The organism is Curtobacterium sp. CFBP9011 (assembly GCF_034045095.1).
GTDB lineage: Bacteria > Actinomycetota > Actinomycetes > Actinomycetales > Microbacteriaceae > Curtobacterium.
Genome location: NZ_JAXCWN010000001.1, coordinates 277851 through 302696 on the forward strand (window position 1 = coordinate 277851; position 24846 = coordinate 302696).

Genomic DNA, 24846 nt, shown 5'->3' on the forward strand with positions numbered 1-24846 from the left:
GGCGACCACATGTCGGACGCAACGCTCCTCGCGGACCCCGCACCGGGCCTCCAGGCCGACGGCCGGTCCACCGACGACCGGACCAGCGACGACCGGACCGACGGCGGACTCGTCCTGCGGGGCCTGACCAAGTCCCTCGGCGGACGCGACGTCGTCGCCGGCATCGACCTCGACGTGGCGAAGGGCGAGCTCGTCTCGCTGCTCGGCCCGTCCGGCTGCGGCAAGACCACCACCCTCCGCATGGTGGCCGGCTTCCTGCCCGTCGACGGCGGCACCGTGACGATGGGCGGTGCGGACGTGACCGACCTGGGACCCGAGCGCCGACCGAGCGCGATGGTCTTCCAGAACTACGCGCTCTGGCCGCACATGACGGTGACGCAGAACGTGGCGTTCCCGCTGCGGACCCGGCGGGTGTCGAAGGCCGAGACGACCCGGCGCGTGCACGAGGCGCTCGACCTCGTCGGCCTAACCCACCACGCGACCTCGAAGCCGACCGCGATCTCCGGCGGCGAGCAGCAGCGTGTCGCCCTGGCCCGCGCGTTCGTCCAGGAGCCCGACGTGCTGCTCCTCGACGAGCCGCTGTCGAACCTCGACGCGAAGCTCCGCGTCAGCGTCCGCGACGAGATCCGGCGCATCCAGCAGCGCCTCGGCATCACGACCGTGATCGTCACCCACGACCAGGACGAGGCGCTGAGCATCTCGGACCGGATCGCGGTGATGCACGACGGGCGGATCGAGCAGGTCGCGTCGCCCACCGACCTCTACGCCCGCCCGTCGACCCGGTTCGTCGCGTCGTTCATCGGCGCCACGAGCAGTGTCACGGGTGCGTTCCTGGCCGCCGTCCGCACCCCGGTCCCGGCCGGCGACGAGGTCCTCGTCCGCCCCGAGGAGGTCGTGCTCACCGACGACGGCCCGGTCCGCGCCACCGTGTCCCGCGTCCTCATGCGCGGGCACTTCGCCGAGCTCGTCCTCCGGTCCGGCGACGCGGAGCTGCGTGCCTACGTCACCGGCCCACCGCCGACGCTCGGCACCGAGACCGGTGTCCGGATCGGTGCGGTGCTCGTGTACCGCGACGGCGTCCTGACGGAGGTCGCACGATGAGCGCCCCGGAGGTCGCCGTGGCCACGCCCACGCCCGCCAGCACGCCCGTGCCCGCGCCCACGACGGACAGCGGCGGCGCCACGGTCCGGATCCCACGGCTCGTCGCGCACCGCGGTGCCCCGCGGGTCCGGCGGGAGAACACCCTGCCGGCCATCGCGGTCGCCGAGGCGCTCGGCGCGGACACCATCGAGGTCGACGTCCGACGCACCGCGGACGGCGTCGCGGTCCTGCTCCACGACGAGACCCTCGGCCGGATGTGGGGCGACGCCCGACCGGTGTCCGAGGTCCGCTGGTGCGACGTCGCCCGGCTCGGCAACGGCCTGGACCGGATCCCGCGCCTGGACGCCGCGCTCGAGCGACTCGACGGCTGCGGCGCCACCCTGCTCGTGGACCTGACGGACGCGGCCGACGCGGTCGTCGCGGCACGCACCGTCGCCGGCGCCACCGGGACCACGAGCGTCGCATGGTGCGGGGCACCTGCGGCGATGGCGGCCGTCCGGACGGAGTTGCCGGACGCCGACGTCTGGCTCGCCTGGCAGTCGCTCGAGCCGCCGACGGCCGCCGACCTGCTCGAACTGACGCCGTCGACGCTCAACCTGGACGTCGCGTTCCTCACCCCGCGCACCGTCACGGCCGCGCACGCGCTCGGGCTGCGCGTCGCCGTCTGGACCGTGGACGACGTCGAACCCGCGCTCTGGGCGGCCCGCCTCGGCGTCGACTCGATCACGACGAACGACGTCGCCGGGGTCCAGGCCGCCCTCGCCGCGGCCGAACGGGACGGCTGGCCCGAGCGGGACCGCGAACCCACCGAGACCGAGGTCGCCTCGCGCGCCCAGGCCCTCGCCCACCGCATCGCCCACGAGGTGATCGCGTTCACCCGCGAGCACCCCGTCAGCGAGGTCACCACCAAGGCCGACCCGGCCGACCTCGTCACCGACGTGGACCGGCTCGTCGAACAGCACGTCCGCTCCCGGGTGCGGACGGTCTTCCCGACGCACGGCTTCACCGGTGAGGAGTACGGCGACGCACCGGGCGACCGGCACCGCTGGTACCTCGACCCCGTCGACGGCACGACGAACCTGGTCAACGGGGTGCCCTGGACGTCGATGTCGCTGTGCCTCACCCGCGGCGGGCGTCCGATGGTCGGGGTGGTCGCCGACCCCTGGCGCGGCGAGGTGTTCGAAGCCCGACGCGGCCGCGGGGCCACCGTCCGCGACCGCGCACTGCGACTCGACGACGTCCCCCGGGCGCTCGCCGGAGCCGTCGTGGGGACCGAGCTCGACGGACACCGACCGTGGCCCGGGTTCGGCACGTTCCTCGACGCCCTGGCCGACCGCTCGTGCACGCTGCGGGTCCAGGGGTCCGGCACGCTCACCATCGCGCAGGTCGCCGCCGGTCGGGGGATCGGCGGCTGCGTCTCCGCCTTCAACCCGATCGACCACGGTGCCGCGGTGCTGCTCGTGCACGAGGCCGGCGGGGTCGTGCTGACCCTCGACGGGCCGGTGCAGGACTTCCCGCCGGTCGGCGCACCGTTCCTGGTCGCGCACCCGGGGGCGGCGGACGAGCTGTTCCAGGTGTGGACTGCGGCGGTCACCGGGGGCGGGTCGGCGTCCTGACGGGGGACGGGCCTCCTAGCCGGGAGGCCCACGGCGGCTTCTGAGCGCACGCACAGTCAGTCTCGTCCACCGGTGCCTACCGTGGGCGGCAGCGGGCACGGTGCCTGCGACGAAGGAGCACACCATGGGATTCCTCGACCGTCTGCTCGGCCGCGAGGAGCGTCCGGAGCAGCCCCGCAACGGGACCGGTGGGGCACCGCAGCCGGGGTACCAGTACGGGCAGCAGTCGTACCAGCAGGCGCCGGCGGCACCGTACGGTGCTCCCGCGCAGCCCGGCCAGCAGGCCGGGGCCGAGGACCAGCGGGCCGTCGAGCGGTACCGCTACCTGCTCCGGACCGCGCCGCCCGAGCGGATCGAGGAGGTGCACGCCGAGGCGTTCGCCACACTGACGCCCGAGCAGCGTCGGATGGTCTACGACGAGTTCACCCGCTCCGCCCCGGCCGGCGAGGCCCCGCGGGGCGACGACCCGCGGTCGCTCGCCCAGAGCGCGACCCGGTCCGAGCTCCGGCAGCCCGGGTACATGGAGCGCTCGCTCGGTGGTCTCGGCGGCGGTGGTTTCGGCGGCGGTGGCTTTGGTCCGCGGCAGGGGCCCGGGTTCGGGAGCATGCTCGGCGCCTCGCTGCTCGGCACCGTCGGCGGCTACGTGATCGGTTCCGCCCTGATGAGTGCCTTCCTGCCGGACCCCGGGTCGTTCGACGGTGGAACCGATGCGAGTGGTGCGGATGACGGTGGATCGGGGGACACTGGGAACGGATCCGGCGACGGCGGCGTGGCCGACGGTGGCGGGTACGACAACGCCTCGTGGGGCGACGGTGGTTCCGACTTCGGCGGCATGTCCGACGGCGGGTTCGACCAGGGCTCCAGCGACTTCGGCGGTGGCTTCGACGTCTGAGTGACGTCCGTCGCTCCTCGCCGACCCCGGTCGGCCGGTGCACGTGACCGGTCGACCCCCGAGGGACGCAGCCGGTCACGAAGGAGCGACATGGACATCATCGAGGCCTCCGGCCTCACCAAGACGTACCGTTCGAAGTCGGGGCCCGTGCACGCACTGGCGGGTCTCGACCTCGCGGTGCCCGAGGGCACCGTCACCGCACTGCTCGGCCCGAACGGCGCCGGCAAGACCACGACCGTGAAGGTCCTCACCACCCTCGTCGAACCGGACTCCGGGTCCGCGACGGTCGCCGGCATGGACGTCGTCCGCGACCCGCAGGGCACCCGACGAGCGATCGGCGTCTCCGGGCAGTACGCCGCCGTCGACGAGAACCTCACCGGGTTCGAGAACCTCGAGATGATCGGGCGGCTGTACCACCTGGGTCGACGGGCCGCCCGCGACCGGGCGCGCGAACTCATCGACGTGTTCGGGCTCTCCGAGGCCGGCGACCGCCCCGTCAAGGGGTTCTCCGGCGGCATGCGACGACGCATCGACCTCGCCGGGGCACTCGTGATGAACCCGCGTGTGCTGTTCCTCGACGAACCGACGACCGGCCTCGACCCGCGCAGCCGCCTGGCACTCTGGGGCATCATCGAGGACCTCGTCGCCAGCGGGGCCACGGTGCTCCTCACCACGCAGTACCTCGAGGAGGCCGACCAGCTCGCCGACGACATCGCCGTCATCGACGACGGACGGGTCATCGCCGAGGGCACCTCCGACGAGCTCAAGGCGCAGGTCGGCGGCCACCGGGTCGTCGTCACCCTGGTCGACGCCGCCGACGGGGACACCGCCACCACCGTCCTCCGGCGTCACGGCACCGGGGACGTCGAGACGAGCGGGGACGGACGCACCCGGGCGGTCGCCGTCGACGCCGGGCCCGCGGCGCTGCAGCGGGTCCTCGCCGACCTCGGTGCGGCCGGCGTCGCGCTCCACGACGCCGGGATGCGTCGGCCGACCCTCGACGACGTGTTCCTCCGCCTCACCGGGCACGCCGCGACGGACGACGCCGGCGGGGACGGCGGTGGGGACGGCCGCCGGAGTGGGGGCGGCGACGGGACGGGCGCGGGCGGACCGTCGGGCGCGGGGCGGGCCTCCCGGCAGGAGCTGGTCCGATGACCGTCACCAGCACGACGACCGGCACCGACGGCGCACTCGGCCGGCAGCTGCCCGTCGTCGTCACCGCACCGCTCGCGGTCTGGTTCGAGGACGGCTGGACCGTCACGAAGCGGAACCTCGTCAAGATCAAGCGGTCGCCGGACCTGCTCGTCTTCGCCGTCCTGCAGCCGATCATGTTCGTCCTGCTGTTCAGCCAGGTCTACGGCGGCGCGATCAGCGTGCAGGGCACCGACTACACGCAGTTCCTGATGGCGGGGATCTTCGCGCAGACCGTCGTCTTCGGGGCCACGTTCTCCGGGTCGGCGATGGCACAGGACCTCAAGGAGGGGCTCATCGACCGGTTCCGGACCCTGCCGATGTCGGCGTCGGCGGTCCTGGTCGGGCGGACGAACTCCGACCTCGTGCTCAACGGCATCTCGATGGTGATCATGATGGCCACCGGTCTCGCGGTCGGTTGGCGTGTGAACTCGTCACCGGTCGAGTTCGTCGGCGGGATCGCGCTGCTCCTGCTGTTCAGCTACGCGTTCAGCTGGGTGATGGCGCTGCTCGGCATGAGCGTCAAGACGCCCGAGGTGATCAACAACGCCTCGTTCATGATCCTGTTCCCGCTGACGTTCATCTCGAACGCCTTCGTGCCCAGCGAGACCATGCCGCTCGTGCTCCGGGTGTTCGCGGAGTGGAACCCGGTGTCCTCGCTCGTGCAGGCCGCGCGGGAGCTGTTCGGCAACGCCGGGTCGGCGCCGGTGCCGGACATCTGGACCATGCAGCACCCGATCGCGACCGTGCTGATCGGGATCGCGGTGATGCTCGCGGTGTTCGTGCCGTGGGCGGTGAACAAGTACACGAGGATCAGCAGCAAGTAGGAGCTTGTGCTGGTGCCGGCTGCTGGTGCCGGCTGCTGGTGCTGGTGCTGGTGCTGGTGCTCGTGCTCGTGGTGCTGGGGTGGGCGGCTAGCGGTGCAGGATCGCGTCGCGCACCTTGCGGCGCAGGACCTTGCCGATCATCGACCGGGGCAGGTCCTCGACCACCACGACACGACGCGGCACCTTGTAGGCGGCCAGGTGGTCGCGGGACCACGCCCGGAGTGCCTCCGCGTCGAACGTCGCCGGATCGGTCGGGATCACGGCGGCCACGACCTGCTCGTTGCCGCTCTGCACGACGCCGACGACCGCGACCTCCTTGACGCTCGGGTGCTTGAGGAGCGTGTCCTCCACCTCGGACGGCGCCACGTTGAACCCACCCGTGATGATGAGCTCCTTGAGCCGGTCGACGATCCGCACGAAGCCGTCCGCGTCGATCGCCACGATGTCGCCGGTGCGGAACCAGCCGTCCGAGGTGAAGACCTCGTCGGTGGCCTCGGCCTTGCCCCAGTAGCCGCCGAAGACCTGCGGGCCGCGGACCTGCAGTTCGCCGGACTCGTCCGTGCCCAGCACCCGCGACTCGTCGTCCGGGTCCACCACACGGCACTCGGTCGACGGCAGCGGCAGGCCGATCGCACCCAGACGTCGGGCGTCCGACACCGGGTTCGCCATCAGCACGGGGGAGCACTCGGACAGGCCGTAGCCCTCCACCAGGAAGCCCCCGGTGCGCGCCTCCCACGGCTCGATGACGTCCTGCGACAGCGGCATCGCACCCGAGATGCCGATGTCGATGCCCGCCAGGGAGACCTTCGCCGAGTCGGCCGCGTGCTGCAGCCGGGCGTAGATCGGCGGGACCGCCGGCAGGAACGTCGGCGGACGCTTCTTGATCGCCTTGAGGACCAACGCGGGGTCGAACGCCGGGAACAGGACGAGCCTCCCGGCGATGCTCATCGCGAAGGTGAGGCACAGCGTCAAGCCGTACGCGTGGAACATCGGCAGCACCGCGTGCACGACGCTGCCGTCGCCCGCGCTGATCTGCGGGATCCAGGCACGCGCCTGCGCGGCGTTCGCCAGCAGGTTCCGGTGCGTCAGGACGGCGCCCTTCGGGGTGCCGGTCGTGCCCGAGGTGTACTGGATGAGCGCGACGTCGTCCGTCTCCGGACGCGGGTGCCGCTTCGACAGCTTCCGGGTCGACACCAGGTCGTCCCAGCGGGTCGTGCCGGACACCGAGGTCGTCAGCTTCGCCCGCGACTCGCGGGCCTTCGCCACCGGCAGCGACAGCGCCAGACGGGTGGTCCGGGGCATCGCGCGCGTGAGGTCCACCGACACGATCGCGCGGAGGGCGACGTCCGCCGGGAAGTCCTGCAGCGTCGCCACCGACTTGTCCCACGCGATCGCGACCGTCGCACCGTGGTCCTCGAACTGGTGGCGCAGCTCACGCGGCGTGTAGAGCGGGTTGTGCTCCACGACGATGCCGCCGAGGCGGAGGACCGCGTAGAACGCCACCACGTGCTGCGGGCAGTTCGGCAGCACCAGCGCCACCCGGTCGCCCTTCGTCACGCCGAGCTTGCGCAGGCCGTTCGCCGCGCGGGCGATCTGGTCCTCGAGCTCGGCGTACGTGGTCTCGCGGGTGAAGAACTCGAGCGCAACCGCCTTCGGGAAGCGCCGGGCGGACTGCTCGACCAGGTCCGGGAGGGACCCCGTCATCGGTTCGATGTCGTGCGGCACCCCTGACGCGTAGGAGGCAAGCCAGGGACGAGGCGTGTCGGTGCTCACGTCGTCCAACCTAGCGGGCGGATCCGAGGGGTTGTCAGGCGGGGGTGCTGGCGCGCGGTGCGGGGGTGGGTGCGGGTCCGGTGGGCAGGTGGTGCTGGTGCTGCTGGTGCTGGTGCGCGGGTGGTGCGTGCGGCGGGCGCGGTTTCCGGAGTGCAGCCGGGCGCGCTGTCAGGGGACCGACGGAGCATGAGGGCATGTCGTTCGTCACCGATGCGTTCCGCACCCGTCTCCAGGCCACCTTCACCGGGAGCACCCAGGGCAGCCCGGAGTGGGTGGACGCGCTCGAGCAGGGCACCGACGCCGGCTTCTTCGGCCCCGGCTCCGCCACCTGGTCCGTGCACGGCGGCAACCAGACCATCGTCGCCGGAGTCCGTGCCCTCCTCGTCCAGGCCCTGCACCCCGGGGCGCTCGCCGGGGTCGCCGACCACTCGCGGTACAAGGAGGACCCGTTCGGACGCCTCGCTGGTACCATCCGCTGGATCTACACCGTCACCCACGGCGACACCGCGACCGCGACCTCCGGCAGCGAGTGGGTGCTGCGGCTCCACGAACGCGTGCGCGGCCAGTACGTCGACGGCCACGGCATCGGACGGCCCTACACCGCGAACGACCCCGACCTGGCGCGCTGGGTGCACCTCGCGTTCACGGACGCGTTCCTCCGCACCGCCCAGCGCTGGGGGGAGCCGATCCCCGGCGGCGCCGACGCCTACGTCCGCGAGTGGGCGATCGCCGGCCGCCTGATGCACGTGCACGACGCCCCGGAGACCGAGGCCGAACTCCGCGCGCAGATGGACGGCTACCTCGATCGCGGCGAACTCGCGGTGACGCCCCGGACCCGGGAGGTCCTGCGCTTCATCAAGAACCCGCCCCTCGCCGCGATGCTCCGGCCCGGGTACCGCGCGCTCTACCAGGGTGCGGTGTCGACCCTCGACTCGAGGCACCGGGCGCTGCTCGGCATCCGAGCGCCGATGCTCGGCCCGATCGAGCTGCCCGTGGACCGCGCGACCGGGTTGGTCCTCGACGGCATCACCGGCGTGCTCGGCAGTCAGTCGGGCAGCGAGCGTGCGGCGTTGCGGCGGATCGAGCGGCTCGAGCGCGAGGCCGCCGAGGCGCGCGCGGCGGGTGCGGTCGGAGCGGACGACGGCGCGGGCGCTGCGGGCGCTGCGGGCGCTGTGGAGCGGGGTCTCGGCGCGGTCTGAGGTGGGTGCTGCGTCGGCGTGCGCTGTCCGACGCGCGACGCGCGCGCGTGCGGCTGCTGCGCTGGCGCTGCGCTGGCGCTGGCGCAGGCGCAGGCGCTGCGCTGCGCTGCCCTGGCGCTCGACCGGCCGCCGTCATTTCGCATCGCCGAGCGCGAGCGGGCGAATTCATCCCCGGTCTCCGTCGTCGCCCCGGGCATTCCGCCCGCTCACGCCGCAACCCAGTCCCGACCCGTCCGACTCCGCTCCGGCATCCCCGCTGCGTCGAGCGGGCGGATCTGACCGGTCCCACGCCCGGGCACCGCGGTGTTCCGCCCGCTGGACCCCTGACCGGTCAGCAACGCGATCGTTCGAGGACCCCGCCGAAGCCCTCGTCAGCGAGCGGGCGGAAACGAGCGAGTCCCGGCACGCTCAGCCTGGTGTTCCGCCCGCTCGCCTTCAGTGGGGCCGCGGTGCGAGGGACGGTGGCCGGTCGACGCTTGCCGCGCAGCTCTCGTCGGCGAGCGGGCGAATGCGTGGCCGTCTGCGCCGAGGGACCGGGGGATTCCGCCCGCTCGCCGAGCGTGGCACTCGCGGCTCGCTGCGGGGAGCCAGCGGGGAGCCAGCGGGGGACATGACGGACGGGAGGCGCGGAGCCAGCTGGCACCGCGCCTCCCGTCCGGATGGTGCGTCAGAAGCCGGACGGCACCCGCGGGGTGTACGCCTGCTCGAGTCGCGCGACCTCGTCGGACGTCAGCTCGATCGCCGTCGCAGCGACCGCGTCGTCGATGTGGTGCTCCTTCGTCGCGCCGATGATCGGCGCGGAGACAGCGGGCTTGCCAGCGACCCAGGCGAGGGCGATCTGCGCCATGCTCGCGCCGCGCGCCTCCGCGATCTGCCCGACCGCCTCGACGATCGCGCGGTTCGCATCCTCGTCCTGGCGGTACAGCGTCTTGCCGAACTCGTCCGTGTCGGAACGGGAGCCGGAGCCCTGCGCATCCCACGGGCGTGTGACCTTGCCGCGGGCGAGCGGGCTCCACGGGATCACGCCGACGCCGGTGTGGGCGCAGAAGGGGTGCATCTCGCGCTCTTCCTCCCGTTCGAGGAGGTTGTACTGGTCCTGCATCGCGACGAACTTCGTCCAGCCGTGCCGCTCCGCGACGTGCTGCATCTCCGCGAACTGCCACGCCCACATGCTGCTCGCGCCGATGTAGCGGGCCTTGCCGGACTTGACGACGTCGTGCAGGGCCTCCATCGTCTCCTCGACCGGGGTGAGCGGATCGAAACGGTGGATCTGGTAGAGGTCGACGTAGTCGGTACCGAGGCGAGTCAGGGAGGCGTCGATCTCGTGCATGATCGCCGCGCGGGACAACCCGGCGCCGTTCCGGCCAGGTCGCATGCGGTTGAAGACCTTCGTGAAGACCTGGACCTCCTCGCGCGGAGCGAGTTCCTTGAGGAGTTCGCCCGTGATCTCCTCACTGCTGCCCGCCGAGTAGACGTTCGCGGTGTCGAAGGTGGTGATGCCGGCGTCGAACGCCCGGCGGACGAAGGGGCGCGCCTCGTCGATGCCGACGCTCCAGGCGTGCGAGCCCATCGCCGGGTCGCCGTAGGACATCATGCCGAGGATGACGCTCGAGATCTCGAGGCCGGTGTTGCCGAGGCGGACTGTCGGGACGGTGGGGGTGTCGGACATGCGGGGTCCTTCCGTGGCGGATGGTGCGGGGTGCGGGCCTTGCTGACTGGTGCGTCAGCGGGTCTTCCTGCGGGGTGCGTCAGGCTGAGACCCGGGCATCTCGCCCGGTCACCGCGAGCAGACGGACCTGCAGGGGAGCATCGTCGTCCACCTGCACTGGAGCCGCGTACAACCCGGTCGCCGCGAGGGACTGGATCTGCGGCTCGAAGTGCGTCCACACTGCATCGACGAGCTCGTCCGGCAGGTGTTCGTCGCTGCCGGTCGCGCGGGCCAGATCCCACGTGTGGATCGTGATGTCGCTGGTCTGCTCCGCGAGGTACTCGCCGGCCTGCACCACGTCCGTCGACAGGTGCACCGGCGTGTCCTTCGGAGTGCGCTGCCATGCTTCGATGGCGGCGCTGGAGAGCCGTTGCCACTCGGCGAGGAGGTCGTCACCGATCGGTTCGAGATCGGCTGCGGCCTGTTCGTGGTCGCAACCGGTGAGGAGCTTCGGGATCCATCGCTGCTCGTCGACCACGTGTGCGACGAGGTCGCGCGTCGTCCATTCGGAGTCCGGGGTCGGCGCGTCCCAGTCGGTCACCGCGGCGACACGGCGGCCGAACTCGGCCACGGCGAGAGTCTGCAACGTGATCCAGTCGGTGGACATCGGGGTGCTCCTGTTCGTCGGCGAGCGACGTCTCGACCTCAGTGCCGAGCGTGCTCGTGTGCAGCGGTGATGCGTGCAACTCCACGGCCAGGGGGCGGATTCCCTCGAGTGCGTCGGAGCGTTCCTCACGGTACCGCTCGGCGTGACGGGAGGCGCTGGTGACGGACCGCGCTGAGGTCCAGTTCCGAAGTGCTGCGGTCGCTGAGCGCGTGGGCCCGGTGTCGTGGGCGAGTGGGCGACATACCGCGGAGACGCGTGTGATCGCCCTGGTGTTCCGCCCGCTCGTCTGGACGGGGCGCCGCGTAGCGGTGGCTGGCGGTGGCTGGTGGCCCGGGGGCCGGTGCGTGGCTGGTCGCCGGGTCGGCGGTGGGCGAGTGGGCGACATTCCGCGGAGACGGGTGTGATCGCCCTGGTGTTCCGCCCGCTCGGCTCGGAAGGGAGCGCACGCGGCGGCTTGCGGGTACGGCTCACGCGCTCGGCTGGAGGCGGTCGGCGGTCGGCGGACGGCGAGCGCCGCTCAGAGTCTGAGCGGCGGGTCACTGGCCGTCGTCGGGTCAGCGTTGCCCGGACAGCACGAAGCCCCGACGCCGAGGGCGCCGGGGCTTCGTGTGGGGGAGAGGTCAGGCCGCCTGGAGGACGAACTGGACGTCGAGGTTGATCGTGACGTCGTTGCCGAGGGTGAAGCCGCCGGCCTCGAGAGCCGCGTTCCAGTTCACGCCGAACTCGGTGCGGTCGATCTTGGTGGTGGCCTCGGCGCCGAGCTTGGTCTGGCCGTAGCCGTCGGTGGTGACGCCACCGAACTCGGTCTTCAGGGTGACGGGCTTGGTGACGCCGCGCAGCGAGAGCTCGCCGTCGATGAGCATGTCGTCGCCGTCCTCGCGGATGCCGGTCGAACGGAAGACCATGTGCGGGTGCTCTTCGGTGAGGAAGAAGTCACCGGTGGCGAGGTGCTGGTCGCGCTGCGCCTGGTTCGTGTTGATGCTGGAGACGTCGATGGATGCCTCGAGCTTGGTGTCGAGGGGGTTCTCGGCGGTCACGAGGGTCGCGTCGAACTGCTCGAACTTGCCCTTGACCTTGCTGATCGCGAGGTGGCGGACCGAGAAGCTGACCTCGGAGTGGGTCGGGTCGAGCTTCCAGGTGCCGGTGACGTAGCCGGGGATGGCGGAGGCGTTGAGAGCCATGGTGTGTCCTTCTTCGAGCGATGAGTCATGGGGCGGGCGCGGCATTGCATGCGCCTGCATCGAACCTGATCGTAGCCCATTCTGCATCGCTTTGGTTGAAGCGTCAACCATTGTTCACTGAAGCGTCGCTCATGGACGATGTGGACCCGCTCTCCCCACTGTGAGGAGTCGGTGGATCCTGCCGACGAAACGGTCGACCGCAGGCCCGACGTCGTCCGCGGTCACTCGGACCAGCCACCAGTCGCCGTCCTTGAGCAGTTCACCCCGAGTCTGGTCCTTGCGGAACGTCACAGGGTCGGACCGGTGCAGATCGCCCTCGTACTCGATCGCGACGCGAGCATCCGGGTACGCGAGGTCGACGCATGCCACCCACTGCCCGTCCACGACGACGTCGTGATTCAACGCAGGTTGTGGAAGCCCCGCCCGGGTCAGCACGAGGCGCGTCCGTGTCTCACCGGGGGAGCGGGCGCCGGTCCGGATCTCAGCGATCGCCGCCCGGAGCTTGACGACGCCGCGGCACCCTCGACGTCGGCGGACCGCTGCCACGAGCTCGGCGTGCGTCACCCATCCGAGCCACCCCACGAGGGCGTCTCCGGCGACGATGAGTTCGTCCAGCGAGAGCGACGAGGCAAGAGCTGTGAAGGTGTCGGCAGGGTGCGTGAGCCGTACACCCCGGCTGTGCACGACGCGGATGGATCCGGCCCGTGCACGATGACCGACCGACCCGCGGACCCGGAGCGCCTGGTCCGTCCCGATCGTCGTCACGTGGAGGCGTGGGTCGCGCTCGAGTCGTCGAGGCAAGGGGACGCCGAGCAGCATGGCGGCAGTGGTGTGGCTGAAGACCTGATCGCCGCGCAGCCTCGGTGCGAGTGCCCGGGCGAGTTCGTCCGGTGTCCGGGGCTGGGTCGCGCATCTGATGCCGTGGAAGGGCCGGCGGAGGTCCCGGGCGTCGAGTCGGCCGCGCGGCACACCCATGTGGAGCGCGCGGCGCACACGGAACGGCGTCCGGCGCAGAGCCGGGGGAAGCGGGGTCTTCGGAGACATGCCGTCCATGCTGGAACCGCACCAGCACGGCGGGGGCGGGGCGGGCCTCCAGTGTGGATCCTTGTGGAGGGCGGCGAGATGTGCAGGAAAGGCCGAGGAACGCGAGTGGGCGCAATCGTGGGCGAGCAGGCCTGATCGAGTCCGCTTTCCGCCCACTCGCCGGAGGGGCGCCCAGAGGGAGCGTGCGGCCTCGCCCGATCGCGACCTGGTCGAGCCCGCGCCCGGCGAGTGGGCGCACACGGGCAACGCGGCGAGTGGGCGCACGCGGGCGACGCGGCGAGTGGGCGCACGCGGGCGACGCTGCGAGTGGGCGAGAACGTCCTCGCTGCGGCGGGTCCGCTCTGGTATTCCGCCCGCTCGACGGGGACAGGAGGACAGGAGGACGGGAGTGACGGGAGGGACGGGGGCGAAGGGGACGAGTGGGACCGATGGGGGCGGGACGGGTGAGCGGGCGTCCCGGGCACATGCCCTGGCATCTCGCCCCTTCGCCGACCAGGCTCGCCCCTTTGCCGACAGGGCTCGCCCCTTCACCGGCCGGCCCGAGCGGCCCCGCCCCGAACCACACAACGCCGGCTCCGCGGCCGGCTGTCCACAGGTACTGCCACGGCCTCCCGCGTGCGCGCTCACTCCAGTAGCGTCGACACCATGGAATTCAGGTACCTCGGCAACTCCGGTCTCAAGATCTCGGAGATCACCTACGGCAACTGGCTGACGCACGGCTCGCAGGTCGAGAACGACGTCGCCACCCAGTGCGTGCGGGCAGCGCTCGACGCCGGCATCACGACGTTCGACACCGCGGACACCTACGCGAACACGGCAGCCGAGACGGTCCTCGGCGAAGCACTCAAGGGCGAGCGCCGTCAGTCCCTCGAGGTCTTCACGAAGGTCTACTGGCCGACCGGCCCGATGGGGCACAACGACGTCGGCCTCAGCCGCAAGCACATCATGGAGTCGATCAACGGCTCGCTCGAGCGTCTGCAGACCGACTACGTCGACCTCTACCAGGCACACCGCTTCGACTACGAGACGCCGCTCGAAGAGACCATGCAGGCCTTCGCGGACGTCGTCCGCCAGGGCAAGGCGCTCTACATCGGCGTCAGCGAGTGGTCCGCCGAGCAGATCCGTGCCGGCGCCGCCCTCGCGAAGGAGCTCGGCTTCCAGCTCATCTCGAACCAGCCGCAGTACTCGATGCTGTGGCGCGTCATCGAGGGCGAGGTCGTCCCCGCCTCGAAGCAGCTCGGCCTGTCGCAGATCGTCTGGTCGCCGATCGCCCAGGGCGTCCTCACCGGCAAGTACAAGCCGGGTCAGCCGCTCCCCGAGGGGTCGCGCGCCACGGACGAGAAGGGCGGCGCGGACATGATCAAGCGGTTCATGCGCGACGAGGTCCTCGAGGCCGTCCAGCGTCTCCAGCCGGTGGCCGACGAGTCCGGGCTCACGCTCGCGCAGCTCGCCATCGCCTGGACCCTGCAGAACGAGAACGTCGCGTCGGCCATCGTCGGCGCCTCGCGTCCGTCGCAGGTCACCGACAACGTGAAGGCAGCGGGCGTCACGCTCGACGCCGACACGATGGCGCGCATCGACGAGGCGCTCGGGGACATCCCGGAGCGCGACGCGTCGAAGAACGTGTCGCCGGCCAAGCGTCCCGCCTGAGCGGAACGCAGCGCCTGACGGACGGGAGGCCCGGTACCAGCTGGTACCGGGCCTCCCGTCCGTCAGGCGGTTGCGCAGGTCAGCGCACCACCACGAGCCCGCGGCCGGCGAAGCGGACGCCGTCGGTGTCGAAGTCGGCATCACCGAAGCTGAACAGCACCTCGCCGGTGGCGCCGACGAGCGGGACCTCCGCCGGGTCGTCGGACAGGTTCACGACGACGTGCACCGGTGCTGCCGTCGGGCCGAGCAGCCCGCGGGTCAGCACGAGCCATCGCTCGTCCTCGCTGAAACGGACCGCGTTCGCCTCGTACCGGTGGTCGACGAAGGCCTCGTCGGTCCGCCGGAGGGCGACGAGCACCCGGTACGCGTTGATGATCCGCGCGCCACGCTCGGAGTCGACGTCGGACCAGTCGAGCTTCGAGTTCGTGAACGTCGTCGGGTCCTGCGGGTCCGGCACGGTCGACTCGTCCCAGCCGTGTTCGGCGAACTCCTTGATCCGACCCTCGGCGGTGACCTTGCCGAGCTCCGGCTCCGGGTGCGAGGTGAAGAACTGCCACGGGGTCGTGGCGGCGAACTCCTCGCCCATGAAGAGCATCGGCGTGAACGGGCCGAGCAGGGTGAGCGCCGCGGCGATGACCAGGCCCTCGTCGGACACCGTCGCCGCCAGGCGGTCGCCGGCGGCGCGGTTGCCGATCTGGTCATGGTTCTGGTTCGCCACCACGAGGGCGGTCGTCGGCGAGGTGCCGCGGTCGATCGGACGGCCGTGACGCTTGCCACGGAACGACGACCAGGTGCCGTCGTGGAAGAAGCCCTGGTCGAGGACCTTGGCCAGTGCGGTCAGCGGTGCGAAGTCGGCGTAGTAGCCGTTCGTCTCGCCCGTGACCGCGACGTGCACGGCGTGGTGGAAGTCGTCCGACCACTGACCGGCCAGCCCGTAGCCGGCGGCTTCACGCGGCCGGAACATGACCGGGTCGTTGAGGTCGGACTCGGCGATCAGGGACAGCGGCTTGCCGGTGAAGGACGAGAACGCGTCGGTCTCGCTGGCCATCTCCGCCAGGATGTGCGGGCGGGTCGTGTCGCGGATGGCGTGCACGGCGTCGAGTCGCAGCCCGTCGACGTGGTGGTCCCGGAACCACATCCGGACGTTGTCCAGGACGTAGCGGCGGACCTCGGGCTCTTCGACGTTGACCGAGTCGCCCCACGTGTTGGCCAGACCCTGCACCAGGTACGGCCCGTAGAGCGGCAGGTAGTTGCCGCTCGGACCGAGGTGGTTGTAGACGACGTCCTGGATGACACCGAGGCCGAGCGCGTGCGCGCGGTCGACGAAGCGGTCGTAGGCATCGGGGCCACCGTAGGGCGCGTGCACCGCGTACCACGCGACACCGTCGTAGCCCCAGTTCCACTCGCCGTTGACGCCGTTGACGGGCAGGAGTTCGACGAACTCGACACCGAGCTCGACCAGGTGCTCGAGCTTGGCGGCCGCGGCATCCAAGGTGCCCTCGGGGGTGTACGTGCCGATGTGCATCTCGTAGATGACACCGCCGCGGGCCGGACGACCGGTCCAGGCATCGTCGGTCCAGCGGAAGCGCTCCGGGTCCACGACCTCGGACGGGCCGTGCACGCCCTCGGGCTGGAAGCGGCTGCGCGGGTCGGGTCGGACGGCGTCGTCCCCGTCGATGCGGAAGCCGTAGCGCGCTCCGACGACGGGCAGGACGTCGTCCGTCGTCCACCAGCCGTCCTCCCCGCGCGTGAGCGGGTGCTCGGTGCCGTCGACGACGAGTCGGACGTTCTCGGGTTCGGGGGCCCAGACGCCGTAGCGGTCGGGACTGGTCATGCGTGACCCTCCAGGATCTCGACCTCGGCCTGCGCGTCGGTCTCGGTGTCATCAGTGCTGGTGCTGGTGCTGGTGCTGGTGCTGCTCGTGCTGCTCGTGGTGCTGGTGCCCGATGCCGTGCCCTCCGCCGCGTCGTGTCCGGCTCCGTCGACGACGTCGGCCGGAACGAGCAGTGCAACGGGGAAGTCGGTGAGGACCTCGTCGAGCAGGAGGTCCCGGTCAGCCGGGAAGCGCCTCCCGGTCAGCAGGTCCACGCGCTCCACCGGAACGACGTGCAGGAGCGTGTCCGCCCAGCCGCCGACCGCGTCGAGGCCGACGGGCAGCCGCGTGGCGACCGTCACGGATCCGCCGCGGTCGAAGGCGACCACGTGGTCCGCGGCCGGACCGGTCGCGTCGAGCGGGACGTACCGCGTGAACAGCTCCGGGTGGTCCCGACGGAGGCGGAGCGCGCGGCTCGTGACGAGTGTCTTCGCGGCGGCACCGAGGTCGATGCCGGGCAGGGTGTCCGGGCCGTCGTCGTCGGCGCCGTCGAGCGAGGCGAGGACGTGTCGGCGTTCGGTGTAGTCCACGGGTCGACGGTTGTCCGGGTCGACGAGTGAACGGTCCCACGCCTCGGTGCCCTGGTAGACGTCCGGGACCCCGGGAGCGGTGAGCTGCAGGATCTTCGCACCGAGGCCGTTGGACCAACCGGCAGCGTCGATCCGCTCGTCCAGCGCATCGAGTTCGGCGACCACGGCGGGGTCGTCGAACGCGGCGTCGACGAGGGCGTGCATCTGCTGCTCGAAAGCCTCGTTCGGCTCGGTCCACGTCGTGCTGTCACCGGCTTCACGTGAGGCCTTCTCGGCGTAGGCGTGCAGGCGCTCGCGGGAGGCGGGACGCGCTCCGACGATCGCCTGCCAGAGCAGGTTCGCGAAGACGCCGTCTGCCAGCGGGGCCAGTGCGTTCAGCCGGTCGAAGGCCGCCGTCCACTCCTCGCCGAGTTCGGCGAGGACGGCGATGCGGGCACGGGTGTCCTCGCTGCGCTTCGTGTCGTGCGTCGTCAGCGTCGTCATGGCGTGCGGCCAGCTGGCGAGTCGCTCGCGCTGGGCGGCGTGGAACTCGTCGAGGGTGACCGAGAACACGCTCGGGTCGCCGCCGACCTCGCTCAGCGACGACAGACGGGAGGTCCGGTAGAACGCGGTGTCCTCGACCCCCTTCGCCATCACCATGCCGCTGGTCTGCTGCAGGCGGATGGCAGCCGCGTCGTCCGCGTCGGAGAGCGCCGGCGCGATGCGGTCGATGACGTCGGCCAGGTCGGGGCGGGACTCCGCCGCGACCTCGAGTGCCTCGACGAGGTGGTGGATGCCCTCCGGCAGGTAGGTCCGGTACACCTCGAAGCTCGCCACGATCTCCGCGACGGCGTCGACGATCCGGTCCTCGGACACCGGGGCGCCGTCGGCCTGGACGGTCGGATCGACGACCAGGAGGCGCGCCAGCCGTCGGACTTCACTGTTCAGGATGCCGTCGGCGATGCCACGACGGGTCCCGTGGGTGAGGTCCTGCCAGGCGACGTGTCCGCCGCGGAGCCGGTCTTCCAGGGCGGTGAGGGGTCCTTCGCCGGCGGGGTCGACGAACACCCGGTCGATGAACCCGAGCGCGTCGTACCCGGTGGTGCCGTCCACCGGCCAGGACGACGGCAGCAGCTCACCGGGCTCGAGGATCTTCTCGACCAGGGTGTAGGCGCCGCCGGTCAGGTCGGCGAGGTCGTCGAGGTAGCCGGCCGGGTCGTAGAGACCGTCCGGGTGGTCGATGCGCAGGCCGTCGACGAGACCGTCGCGGAACCAGGAACCGATGACGCTGTGCGAGGCGGCGAACACCTCGGGCTCCTCGACGCGGATCGCGGCGAGGGTGTTCACCGCGAAGAAGCGGCGGTAGTTCAGCTCCGAGTCGGCACGCTTCCAGTGCACGAACTCGTAGTGCTGTCGGGCATGCACCGTCTCGACGTCCTCGCCGTCGTGCACGGTGCCGGGCGCGGTCGGGTACTCCGTCTCACCGACGAGCAGGCGCGGGGGCTTGCCGTCCGGAGTGCCGGCGTCGAGGGTGACGGCGTCGAGCAACCGGTCGTCGAGCACCGGGATGCGCACGCGGCCGTCGCCCGCGGCCCAGTCGATGTCGAACGCCCAGGCCACGGGCGACTCCTGGCCCTGCTCGAGGAGCGACCACCACCACGGGTTCACCGACGGGGTCGCGACTCCCACGTGGTTCGGGACGACGTCAACGAGGACACCGAGCCCGGCCGCGTGTGCTGCCTCGGCGAGGGCTCGGAGTGCGTCGTCACCGCCACGCTCGGTGTCGACGTGGGTGTGGTCGACGACGTCGTACCCGTGACCGGAGCCGGGCTCCGCCTGCAGCACGGGCGACAGGTACAGCCAGTCGGCTCCGAGGTCACGGACGTAGTCGACGACGTCCTGTGCGGCGCTCAGGTCGAAATCGGCAGTGACCTGCAGACGGTACGTCGAGGTCGGGTTCCGGCGGGTCATGCGGCACTCCCAGGGGTGTCAGAGTCGGGCGTCCCGAGGTCGGACGTCTCGGGTGCGGTGGTTCCGGTCGTCGCGGTGGCGCTGTCGGGACCGGTGGTGCTGGCGGGGCTCGTCGTGTCCGGGATGCCCGTCGAGCTCGGGACACCGGAGGCTCCGGGGGTCCCGGCCGCGCTCGGGGTCGCCGAGGCGGCGGGGTTCGCCGGAGTCGCCGCCGGGTGGTCCGGGTCGGACTGCTCGGCCGCGTCGGAGGACGGGTCGGCGGCGGTGTGCGCCGTGGTGTCGACGGGCGTCCGCTGGATCTCGTGCTCGGGCTCTGCCCGGAGGACGATCATCGAGCGGGCCGGGACGTCGAGGGCGTCCCCGGCTTCGAGGACCTCCTCGCGCGCTCCGGGTTCAGCCGTGTCGATGCGGACCGTCCACCCGGGGGAGTACTCCTCGGGCGGCAGCGTGAACGTCACGACGCCGTCGTGGGCGTTGAAGTACGTCAGGAAGGCCACGTCGGTGACGCGCTCGCCGCGGGCGTCGCGTCCGCGGATGCCCTCGCCGTTCAGGTACATGCCGACGCTCTTGCCGAAGCCGGAGTCCCACTCTTCGGGCTGCATCGCGTCACCGGCCGGCGTCAGCCACACGACGTCGGGCAGCGGCTCGCCCTCGCCGCGGCGGACCGGGCGTCCGTTGAAGTACCGGGTCCGTCGGAACGTCGGGTGGTCGTGGCGGAGCTTCACGACGTCGGCGGTGAACTGGATGAGTTCGTCGTCGGCGGTCGCCCAGTCGATCCAGCTCAGCTCGGAGTCCTGCGCGTAGACGTTGTTGTTGCCCTGCTGCGTGCGACCGAGTTCGTCACCGTGGGCGATCATCGGCACGCCCTGGCTGAGCAGCAGCGTGGCGATGAAGTTCCGGCGGCGCTGCAGCCGGAGGGCGTTGACCTCGGCGTCGTCGGTGGGGCCTTCGGCACCCGAGTTCCACGAGCGGTTGTGACTCTCGCCGTCGTTGTTGTCCTCGCCGTTGGCGTCGTTGTGCTTCTCGTTGTAGGCGACCAGGTCGTACAGCGTGAAGCCGTCGTGGGCGGTGATGAAGTTGATGCTCGCCTTGGGGGTGCGGCCGTCGTGCTCGTACAGGTCGGCGGACCCCGAGATGCGTGACGCGAACTCCCCGAGGGTCGAGGGCTCGCCCCGCCAGAAGTCGCGGACGGTGTCGCGGTACTTGCCGTTCCACTCGGACCACTGCGGCGGGAAGTTGCCGACCTGGTAGCCGCCGGGGCCGACGTCCCACGGCTCGGCGATGAGCTTCACCTGCGACACGATCGGGTCCTGCTGGACCAGTTCGAAGAAGGCGGAGAGCCGGTCGACCTCGTAGAACTCCCGGGCGAGGGCGGCGGCCAGGTCGAAGCGGAAGCCGTCGACGTGCATCTCGGTCACCCAGTAGCGGAGCGAGTCCATGATGAGCTGCAGCGAGTGCGGGTGCCCGACGTTGAGCGAGTTGCCGGTCCCCGTCACGTCCATGTAGTAGCGCTTGTCGTCGTCCATCAGCCGGTAGTACGCGGCGTTGTCGAGGCCGCGGAAGGACAGCGTGGGACCGAGGTGGTTGCCCTCGGCGGTGTGGTTGTAGACGACGTCGATGACGACCTCGATGCCGGCGCGGTGCAGCTCCCGCACCATCGTCTTGAACTCCTGCACCTGCTGCCCGCCGTCGCCCGAGGACGAGTAGTGCGAGTGCGGCGCGAAGAACCCGATGGTGTTGTAGCCCCAGTAGTTCGACAGCCCCTTGTCCTGCAGCGTCGAGTCGTTCACGAACTGGTGCACCGGCATCAGCTCGAGCGTCGTCACGCCCAGACGCTGGAGGTGCTCGATGACCGCCGGGTGCGAGACGCCGGCGTAGGTGCCGCGCTGGTCCTCCGGCACGTCCGGATGTGTCTCGGTGAGGCCCTTGACGTGTGCCTCGTAGATGACGGTCTCGCCGTAGGGGATCCGGGGAGCCCGATCACCCTGCCAGTCGAAGAACGGGTTGATCACCACGCCCTTCACCATGTGTGCGGCCGAGTCCTCGTCGTTCGTGGAGTCCGGGTCGCCGAACGTGTAGGAGAACAGCGACTGGTCCCAGTCGATGTCGCCGCTGGTCGCCTTGGCGTACGGGTCGAGCAGGAGCTTCGCCGGGTTCGACCGGACGCCGTTCGCCGGGTCGTACGGCGCGTGGACGCGGAAGCCGTACTCCTGCCCGGGGCCGACGGTCGGGAGGTAGGCGTGCCAGACGTGCGCGTCGACCTCGACGAGGCGGACGCGCTCTTCGGTCCCGTCGGCATCGAACAGGCAGAGCTCGACCCCTTCGGCGACCTCGCTGAACACGGCGAAGTTCGTGCCGCTGCCGTCGTAGGTCGCGCCGAGCGGGTAGGGGTTGCCGGGCCAGGTGTGCAAACGTGCCTCCAGGAGAGATGAACTGGGCCAACGTATCGGCGCACCCCTGTGATGTCCGCCGTTCAGGGGCGCACTGTGGAGCGTTCCCACTCTCCACAGCCCCTCGTCGGACAGGTCGGCTCCTCCCTCCACAGGCTGGACGACGAGCGGGTCCCTCCACAGTTCGTCCCCGCCCGTCCGTCAGCCAGTGCTGGCGGAGTAGCGTCGCCGCCATGACCAACATCGTCACGCAGATCGCAGACAAGGTGCGGCCCGTCGGCGTCGCCTCGAACTACGGCGACCCGGTGGAGGTCGGCGACAGCACGCTGATCCCCATCTCCGTCAACTGGTACGGCTTCGGTGGGGGCTCCGACTCCGACGAAGACGGTGCTGGCGGTGGCGGCGGTGGGGCCGTCTCGCTCCCGGTCGGCGCCTACGTGCGCCGTCCCGACCAGGACCTCGCGTTCGAGCCGAACGTCATCTCGCTCCTGACCGTCAGCATCCCGGTGATCTGGGTCGCCGGCAAGGTGCTCGTCAAGCTCATCCGCGCGCTCAAGAAGTGACCGCCTGACGGACAGGAGGCCCGTGGTCACGTGACCACGGGCCTCCTGTCCGGTGGGTACACTGCTGGGACACACACGGGAGTCCGCCAGAGCGGGCTGAGAGGGAGCGAACCGCGCTCCGACCGTCGAACCTGATCCGGATCATGCCGGCGCAGGGAGGAGTCATCGCGATGTCCACTGGTGCACCCACCACAACGTCCACTGAACGTCCGGTCGTGAAGCGCTCGCTGCGCTGGCGGGTCGTCGACATCGTCGTCGCCGCGGTCCTCGCGGTGGCTGTCGGCGTTGTCTTCAAGCTCTGGGACGTCGCCTACGAGCCGATCGGAGCCGGGCTCGGTCTGGTGCTCCCGGGGTCGCAAGCCCTGGTCGGCGGCGTCTGGCTCCTCGCAGGGCCCCTCGTCGCCATCGTCGTGCGGAAGCCCGGCGCAGCACTCTTCGGTGAGATCGTCGCGGCCTCCGTCGAAGCGATGCTCGGCACGCAGTGGGGATGGGGGACCCTGGTCTCCGGTCTGGTGCAGGGCATCGGCGCCGAGATCGTCCTCGCACTGTTCCTCTACCGTGTGTGGAAGCTGCCGGTGGTCATGCTCGCCGGAGCTGCGACCGGGCTCGCACTCGGGCTGAACGACGCATTCCGTTACTACGCCGGTGCGACGGCCGCGTTCCAGGTGACGTACGTCATCTGCGCGATCATCTCGGGCGTCGTCATCTCGGGTCTGGGGTCTTGGCTGCTCGTCCGCGCCCTCGCCCGCACCGGCGTGCTGTCGTCCTTCGCGGCCGGACGGGAGCACGGGCGGCGACCTCGAGCCTCCGCAGCGTGACGACCGTCCCCGCTCGGATCTCCTTCTCCGGCTGGGGCTGGCGATACCCGGAGCGGCGCACCTGGGCTGTCCGCGGCGTCGAGCTCGTCATCGAACCTGGTGAGCGCGTCGCCGTCGTCGGGCCGTCCGGTGCCGGGAAGTCGACGCTCCTCCGCGCCGCGGCAGGTGTGCTCGCAGATGATCCGGACGACGCGGACGACACGGCAGCAGCAGTCGAGGGAACGGTCCTCGTCGACGGCGTCGCACCCGTGGCCGTCCGCGGGCGGGTCGGCCTCGTCATGCAGGACCCCGAGGCTCACACCGTGATGTCCCGGATCGGCGACGACGTGGCGTTCGGGTGCGAGAACATGGGTGTCGAGCGCAGTGACATCTGGCTCCGGGTGCGGCACGCGCTCGACGTCGTCGGACTCGATCTGCCGCTCGACCGCTCCACCACGAGGCTGTCCGGCGGTCAGCGGCAGCGGTTGGCGCTCGCGGGGGTCCTCGCGATGCGGCCGGGTGCGCTGGTGCTCGACGAGCCGTGCGCGAACCTCGACCCGAACGGTGTCGTGCAGGTGCACGACGCCGTCCGAGCCCTCCTCGACGACACGGGGGCCACGCTCCTGGTCGTCGAGCACCGCATCGGCACCTGGCTCGACCTGGTCGACCGGCTGGTGCTCCTCGAGCAAGGTGGCGGAGTCGTCGCGGACGGGTCGCCCGACGTCGTGCTCGCCGAGCACGCCGACGCGCTCGAACGTGGCGGCGTGTGGGTCCCGGGATCCGAGCCCACCCGTGGTTCGGCTCGGAGCGCGGGCGGCGACGGCCTCCGCGCCGCTGCACTCCGTGGCGCTGCCCTGCCCGACGCTGACCCCCGTGGTCGGGCCCTGCCCGGCGCTGCGCGAGCGGGCGGAACACCAGGGCTGCAGACAACGGGCGCGGGGGAGTTCCGCCCAGTCGGCGCCGGCGTCGACCCCGACGATGCTCGCCGGTCGCGAGCGGGCGGAACACCAGGACCGCCCGCCCGCGCGACCCCGGCATCTCGCCCGCTCGGTGCCGGTGAGGGCGAACGGCAGGCCCCACTCGCCGCCGGTGGGACGCTGCTGCTCCGGGCGATGGGCCTCGCGACGAGCCGGAGCCCCGGCCGCAACGCAAGCCGGAGCGCCGGCCGAACCGCGAAACGGCGCGGCGGCGACCAGATGCAACACATCGGACACGACATCGACCTCGAGGTCCGGAGCGGCGAGGTGCTCGCCGTCACCGGGCCGAACGGCGTGGGCAAGAGCACGCTCGGCCTCACCCTGGCGGGACTCCTCCGTCCCGCCAGCGGAACGCTCGAAGCCAGCTCGGACCTCCTCGGAATGAAGGGCGCAGCTCCGACCGATCCCGCTCCGCACTCCTGGTCCAGTCGGGAGCTCGCCGCCCGCATCGGCACCGTCTTCCAGGACCCCGAACACCAGTTCATCGCCGCTTCGGTCCGCGAGGAACTGGCCGCCGGGCCCGCCGCGCTCGGGATGCCCGCCGCCGCGATCGACGAACGGGTCACGGAACTGCTCGACACCTTCCGGCTCGACCACCTCGTGGACGCCAACCCGTTCACGCTCTCCGGCGGCGAGCAGCGGCGGCTCGCGATCGCAGCGGTCATCGCGACACGCCCGCCCGTCCTCGTCCTCGACGAACCCACTTCGGCGCAGGACCGGGCCACCTGGAGTGCCGTCGTCGAGCAGCTCGGGGCATTGGCCGACGCTGGGACAGCCGTCGTCGTGGTGACGCACGACCGCGATCTCGTCCGAGCGCTCGACGCCGACGAGGTCGTCCTCCACGCGGACGGACTGACACCGGCCGTGCCCGGCGTCCGGTCCACCGGGGAGTCACGGTGACCGCCCCGGTCACCGCAGCGAGCGGACGGACCGGAACCGAGCCTCCCGTCCAGCCCGGGCGTGGCGCGGGGAGTGTG

The 24846-nt window shown here is 71.4% G+C and carries 18 protein-coding genes and 1 riboswitch; of the genes, 10 read left to right on the top strand and 8 right to left on the bottom strand.

Annotated elements, in window-relative coordinates:
• The first annotated feature begins 9 nt into the window (after positions 1-9).
• The 5 genes from SOM35_RS01320 to SOM35_RS01340 all read left to right on the top strand — a co-directional run bounded on the left by SOM35_RS01320 (position 10) and on the right by SOM35_RS01340 (position 5627).
• Entirely contained in the window at positions 10-1101 is a 1092-nt protein-coding gene (locus tag SOM35_RS01320) for an ABC transporter ATP-binding protein (protein ID WP_320514073.1), read from the top strand.
• A complete protein-coding gene (locus SOM35_RS01325; RefSeq protein WP_320514074.1) occupies positions 1098-2717 on the top strand; it encodes an inositol monophosphatase family protein in 1620 nt (539 codons plus the stop codon). Before SOM35_RS01320 ends, SOM35_RS01325 begins: the two co-directional genes overlap by 4 nt.
• A 124-nt stretch (positions 2718-2841) precedes the next feature.
• Positions 2842-3609: a hypothetical protein gene (locus SOM35_RS01330; RefSeq protein WP_320514075.1), complete on the top strand. Its 768-nt coding sequence runs from the start codon at positions 2842-2844 to the stop codon at positions 3607-3609.
• A gap of 90 nt (positions 3610-3699) precedes the next feature.
• Positions 3700-4764, top strand: coding sequence for an ATP-binding cassette domain-containing protein (locus SOM35_RS01335; RefSeq protein ID WP_320514077.1), 1065 nt, complete (start codon positions 3700-3702; stop codon positions 4762-4764).
• Positions 4761-5627 carry an ABC transporter permease gene (locus SOM35_RS01340; RefSeq protein WP_260497572.1) on the top strand — a complete coding sequence of 289 codons (867 nt, stop codon included), beginning with the start codon at positions 4761-4763 and terminating at the stop codon, positions 5625-5627. Before SOM35_RS01335 ends, SOM35_RS01340 begins: the two co-directional genes overlap by 4 nt.
• 87 nt (positions 5628-5714) lie before the next feature.
• Here the strand turns inward: SOM35_RS01340 and SOM35_RS01345 are convergent, their stop codons facing one another.
• Positions 5715-7400 (bottom strand): long-chain-fatty-acid--CoA ligase, encoded by a 1686-nt coding sequence (locus SOM35_RS01345; protein ID WP_253461887.1) that lies wholly within the window; start codon positions 7398-7400, stop codon positions 5715-5717.
• Between the two features lie 194 nt (positions 7401-7594).
• On the opposite strand from SOM35_RS01345, the gene SOM35_RS01350 reads away from it, so the two are divergent.
• Positions 7595-8599 (top strand): oxygenase MpaB family protein, encoded by a 1005-nt coding sequence (locus tag SOM35_RS01350; RefSeq protein ID WP_320514080.1) that lies wholly within the window; start codon positions 7595-7597, stop codon positions 8597-8599.
• A 667-nt stretch (positions 8600-9266) separates the two neighbouring features.
• Here SOM35_RS01350 and SOM35_RS01355 read toward each other — a convergent pair.
• From SOM35_RS01355 to SOM35_RS01370, 4 genes are all read right to left on the bottom strand, one after another.
• On the bottom strand, positions 9267-10268 hold the full coding sequence (locus SOM35_RS01355; RefSeq protein ID WP_320514081.1) for an aldo/keto reductase: 1002 nt from the start codon (positions 10266-10268) through the stop codon (positions 9267-9269).
• A gap of 79 nt (positions 10269-10347) precedes the next feature.
• Positions 10348-10878 carry a TIGR03086 family metal-binding protein gene (locus SOM35_RS01360; protein ID WP_320514082.1) on the bottom strand — a complete coding sequence of 177 codons (531 nt, stop codon included), beginning with the start codon at positions 10876-10878 and terminating at the stop codon, positions 10348-10350.
• A 656-nt stretch (positions 10879-11534) separates the two neighbouring features.
• Positions 11535-12095 carry a YceI family protein gene (locus SOM35_RS01365; protein WP_111076481.1) on the bottom strand — a complete coding sequence of 187 codons (561 nt, stop codon included), beginning with the start codon at positions 12093-12095 and terminating at the stop codon, positions 11535-11537.
• A 129-nt stretch (positions 12096-12224) separates the two neighbouring features.
• Positions 12225-13139 carry a hypothetical protein gene (locus SOM35_RS01370; protein WP_320514085.1) on the bottom strand — a complete coding sequence of 305 codons (915 nt, stop codon included), beginning with the start codon at positions 13137-13139 and terminating at the stop codon, positions 12225-12227.
• Positions 13140-13784: 645 nt separating this feature from the next.
• Between SOM35_RS01370 and SOM35_RS01375 the strand changes: the two genes are divergently transcribed.
• Positions 13785-14789 carry an aldo/keto reductase family protein gene (locus tag SOM35_RS01375; RefSeq protein ID WP_253461898.1) on the top strand — a complete coding sequence of 335 codons (1005 nt, stop codon included), beginning with the start codon at positions 13785-13787 and terminating at the stop codon, positions 14787-14789.
• A 79-nt stretch (positions 14790-14868) separates the two neighbouring features.
• Here SOM35_RS01375 and treZ read toward each other — a convergent pair whose 3' ends face one another.
• The 3 genes from treZ to glgX are packed head-to-tail and all read right to left on the bottom strand — an operon-like array spanning position 14869 to position 21553.
• A complete protein-coding gene (treZ, locus tag SOM35_RS01380) occupies positions 14869-16623 on the bottom strand; it encodes a malto-oligosyltrehalose trehalohydrolase (RefSeq protein ID WP_320514087.1) in 1755 nt (584 codons plus the stop codon).
• On the bottom strand, positions 16620-19142 hold the full coding sequence (treY, locus tag SOM35_RS01385) for a malto-oligosyltrehalose synthase (RefSeq protein ID WP_320514088.1): 2523 nt from the start codon (positions 19140-19142) through the stop codon (positions 16620-16622). The genes treZ and treY overlap by 4 nt, the downstream gene beginning before the upstream one ends.
• Positions 19139-21553 carry a glycogen debranching protein GlgX gene (gene glgX / locus SOM35_RS01390; protein WP_320514090.1) on the bottom strand — a complete coding sequence of 805 codons (2415 nt, stop codon included), beginning with the start codon at positions 21551-21553 and terminating at the stop codon, positions 19139-19141. Before glgX ends, treY begins: the two co-directional genes overlap by 4 nt.
• Positions 21554-21765: 212 nt before the next feature.
• Between glgX and SOM35_RS01395 the strand changes: the two genes are divergently transcribed.
• From SOM35_RS01395 to SOM35_RS01405, 3 genes are all read left to right on the top strand, one after another.
• Positions 21766-22095 carry a hypothetical protein gene (locus SOM35_RS01395; protein WP_320514092.1) on the top strand — a complete coding sequence of 110 codons (330 nt, stop codon included), beginning with the start codon at positions 21766-21768 and terminating at the stop codon, positions 22093-22095.
• 65 nt (positions 22096-22160) lie between these two features.
• Positions 22161-22271, top strand: a riboswitch (TPP riboswitch).
• A complete protein-coding gene (locus tag SOM35_RS01400) occupies positions 22266-22913 on the top strand; it encodes an ECF transporter S component (protein WP_111075998.1) in 648 nt (215 codons plus the stop codon). (Overlaps the previous riboswitch by 6 nt.)
• Positions 22910-24769 (top strand): ABC transporter ATP-binding protein, encoded by a 1860-nt coding sequence (locus tag SOM35_RS01405; protein ID WP_320514097.1) that lies wholly within the window; start codon positions 22910-22912, stop codon positions 24767-24769. Before SOM35_RS01400 ends, SOM35_RS01405 begins: the two co-directional genes overlap by 4 nt.
• The last annotated feature ends 77 nt before the right edge of the window (positions 24770-24846 follow it).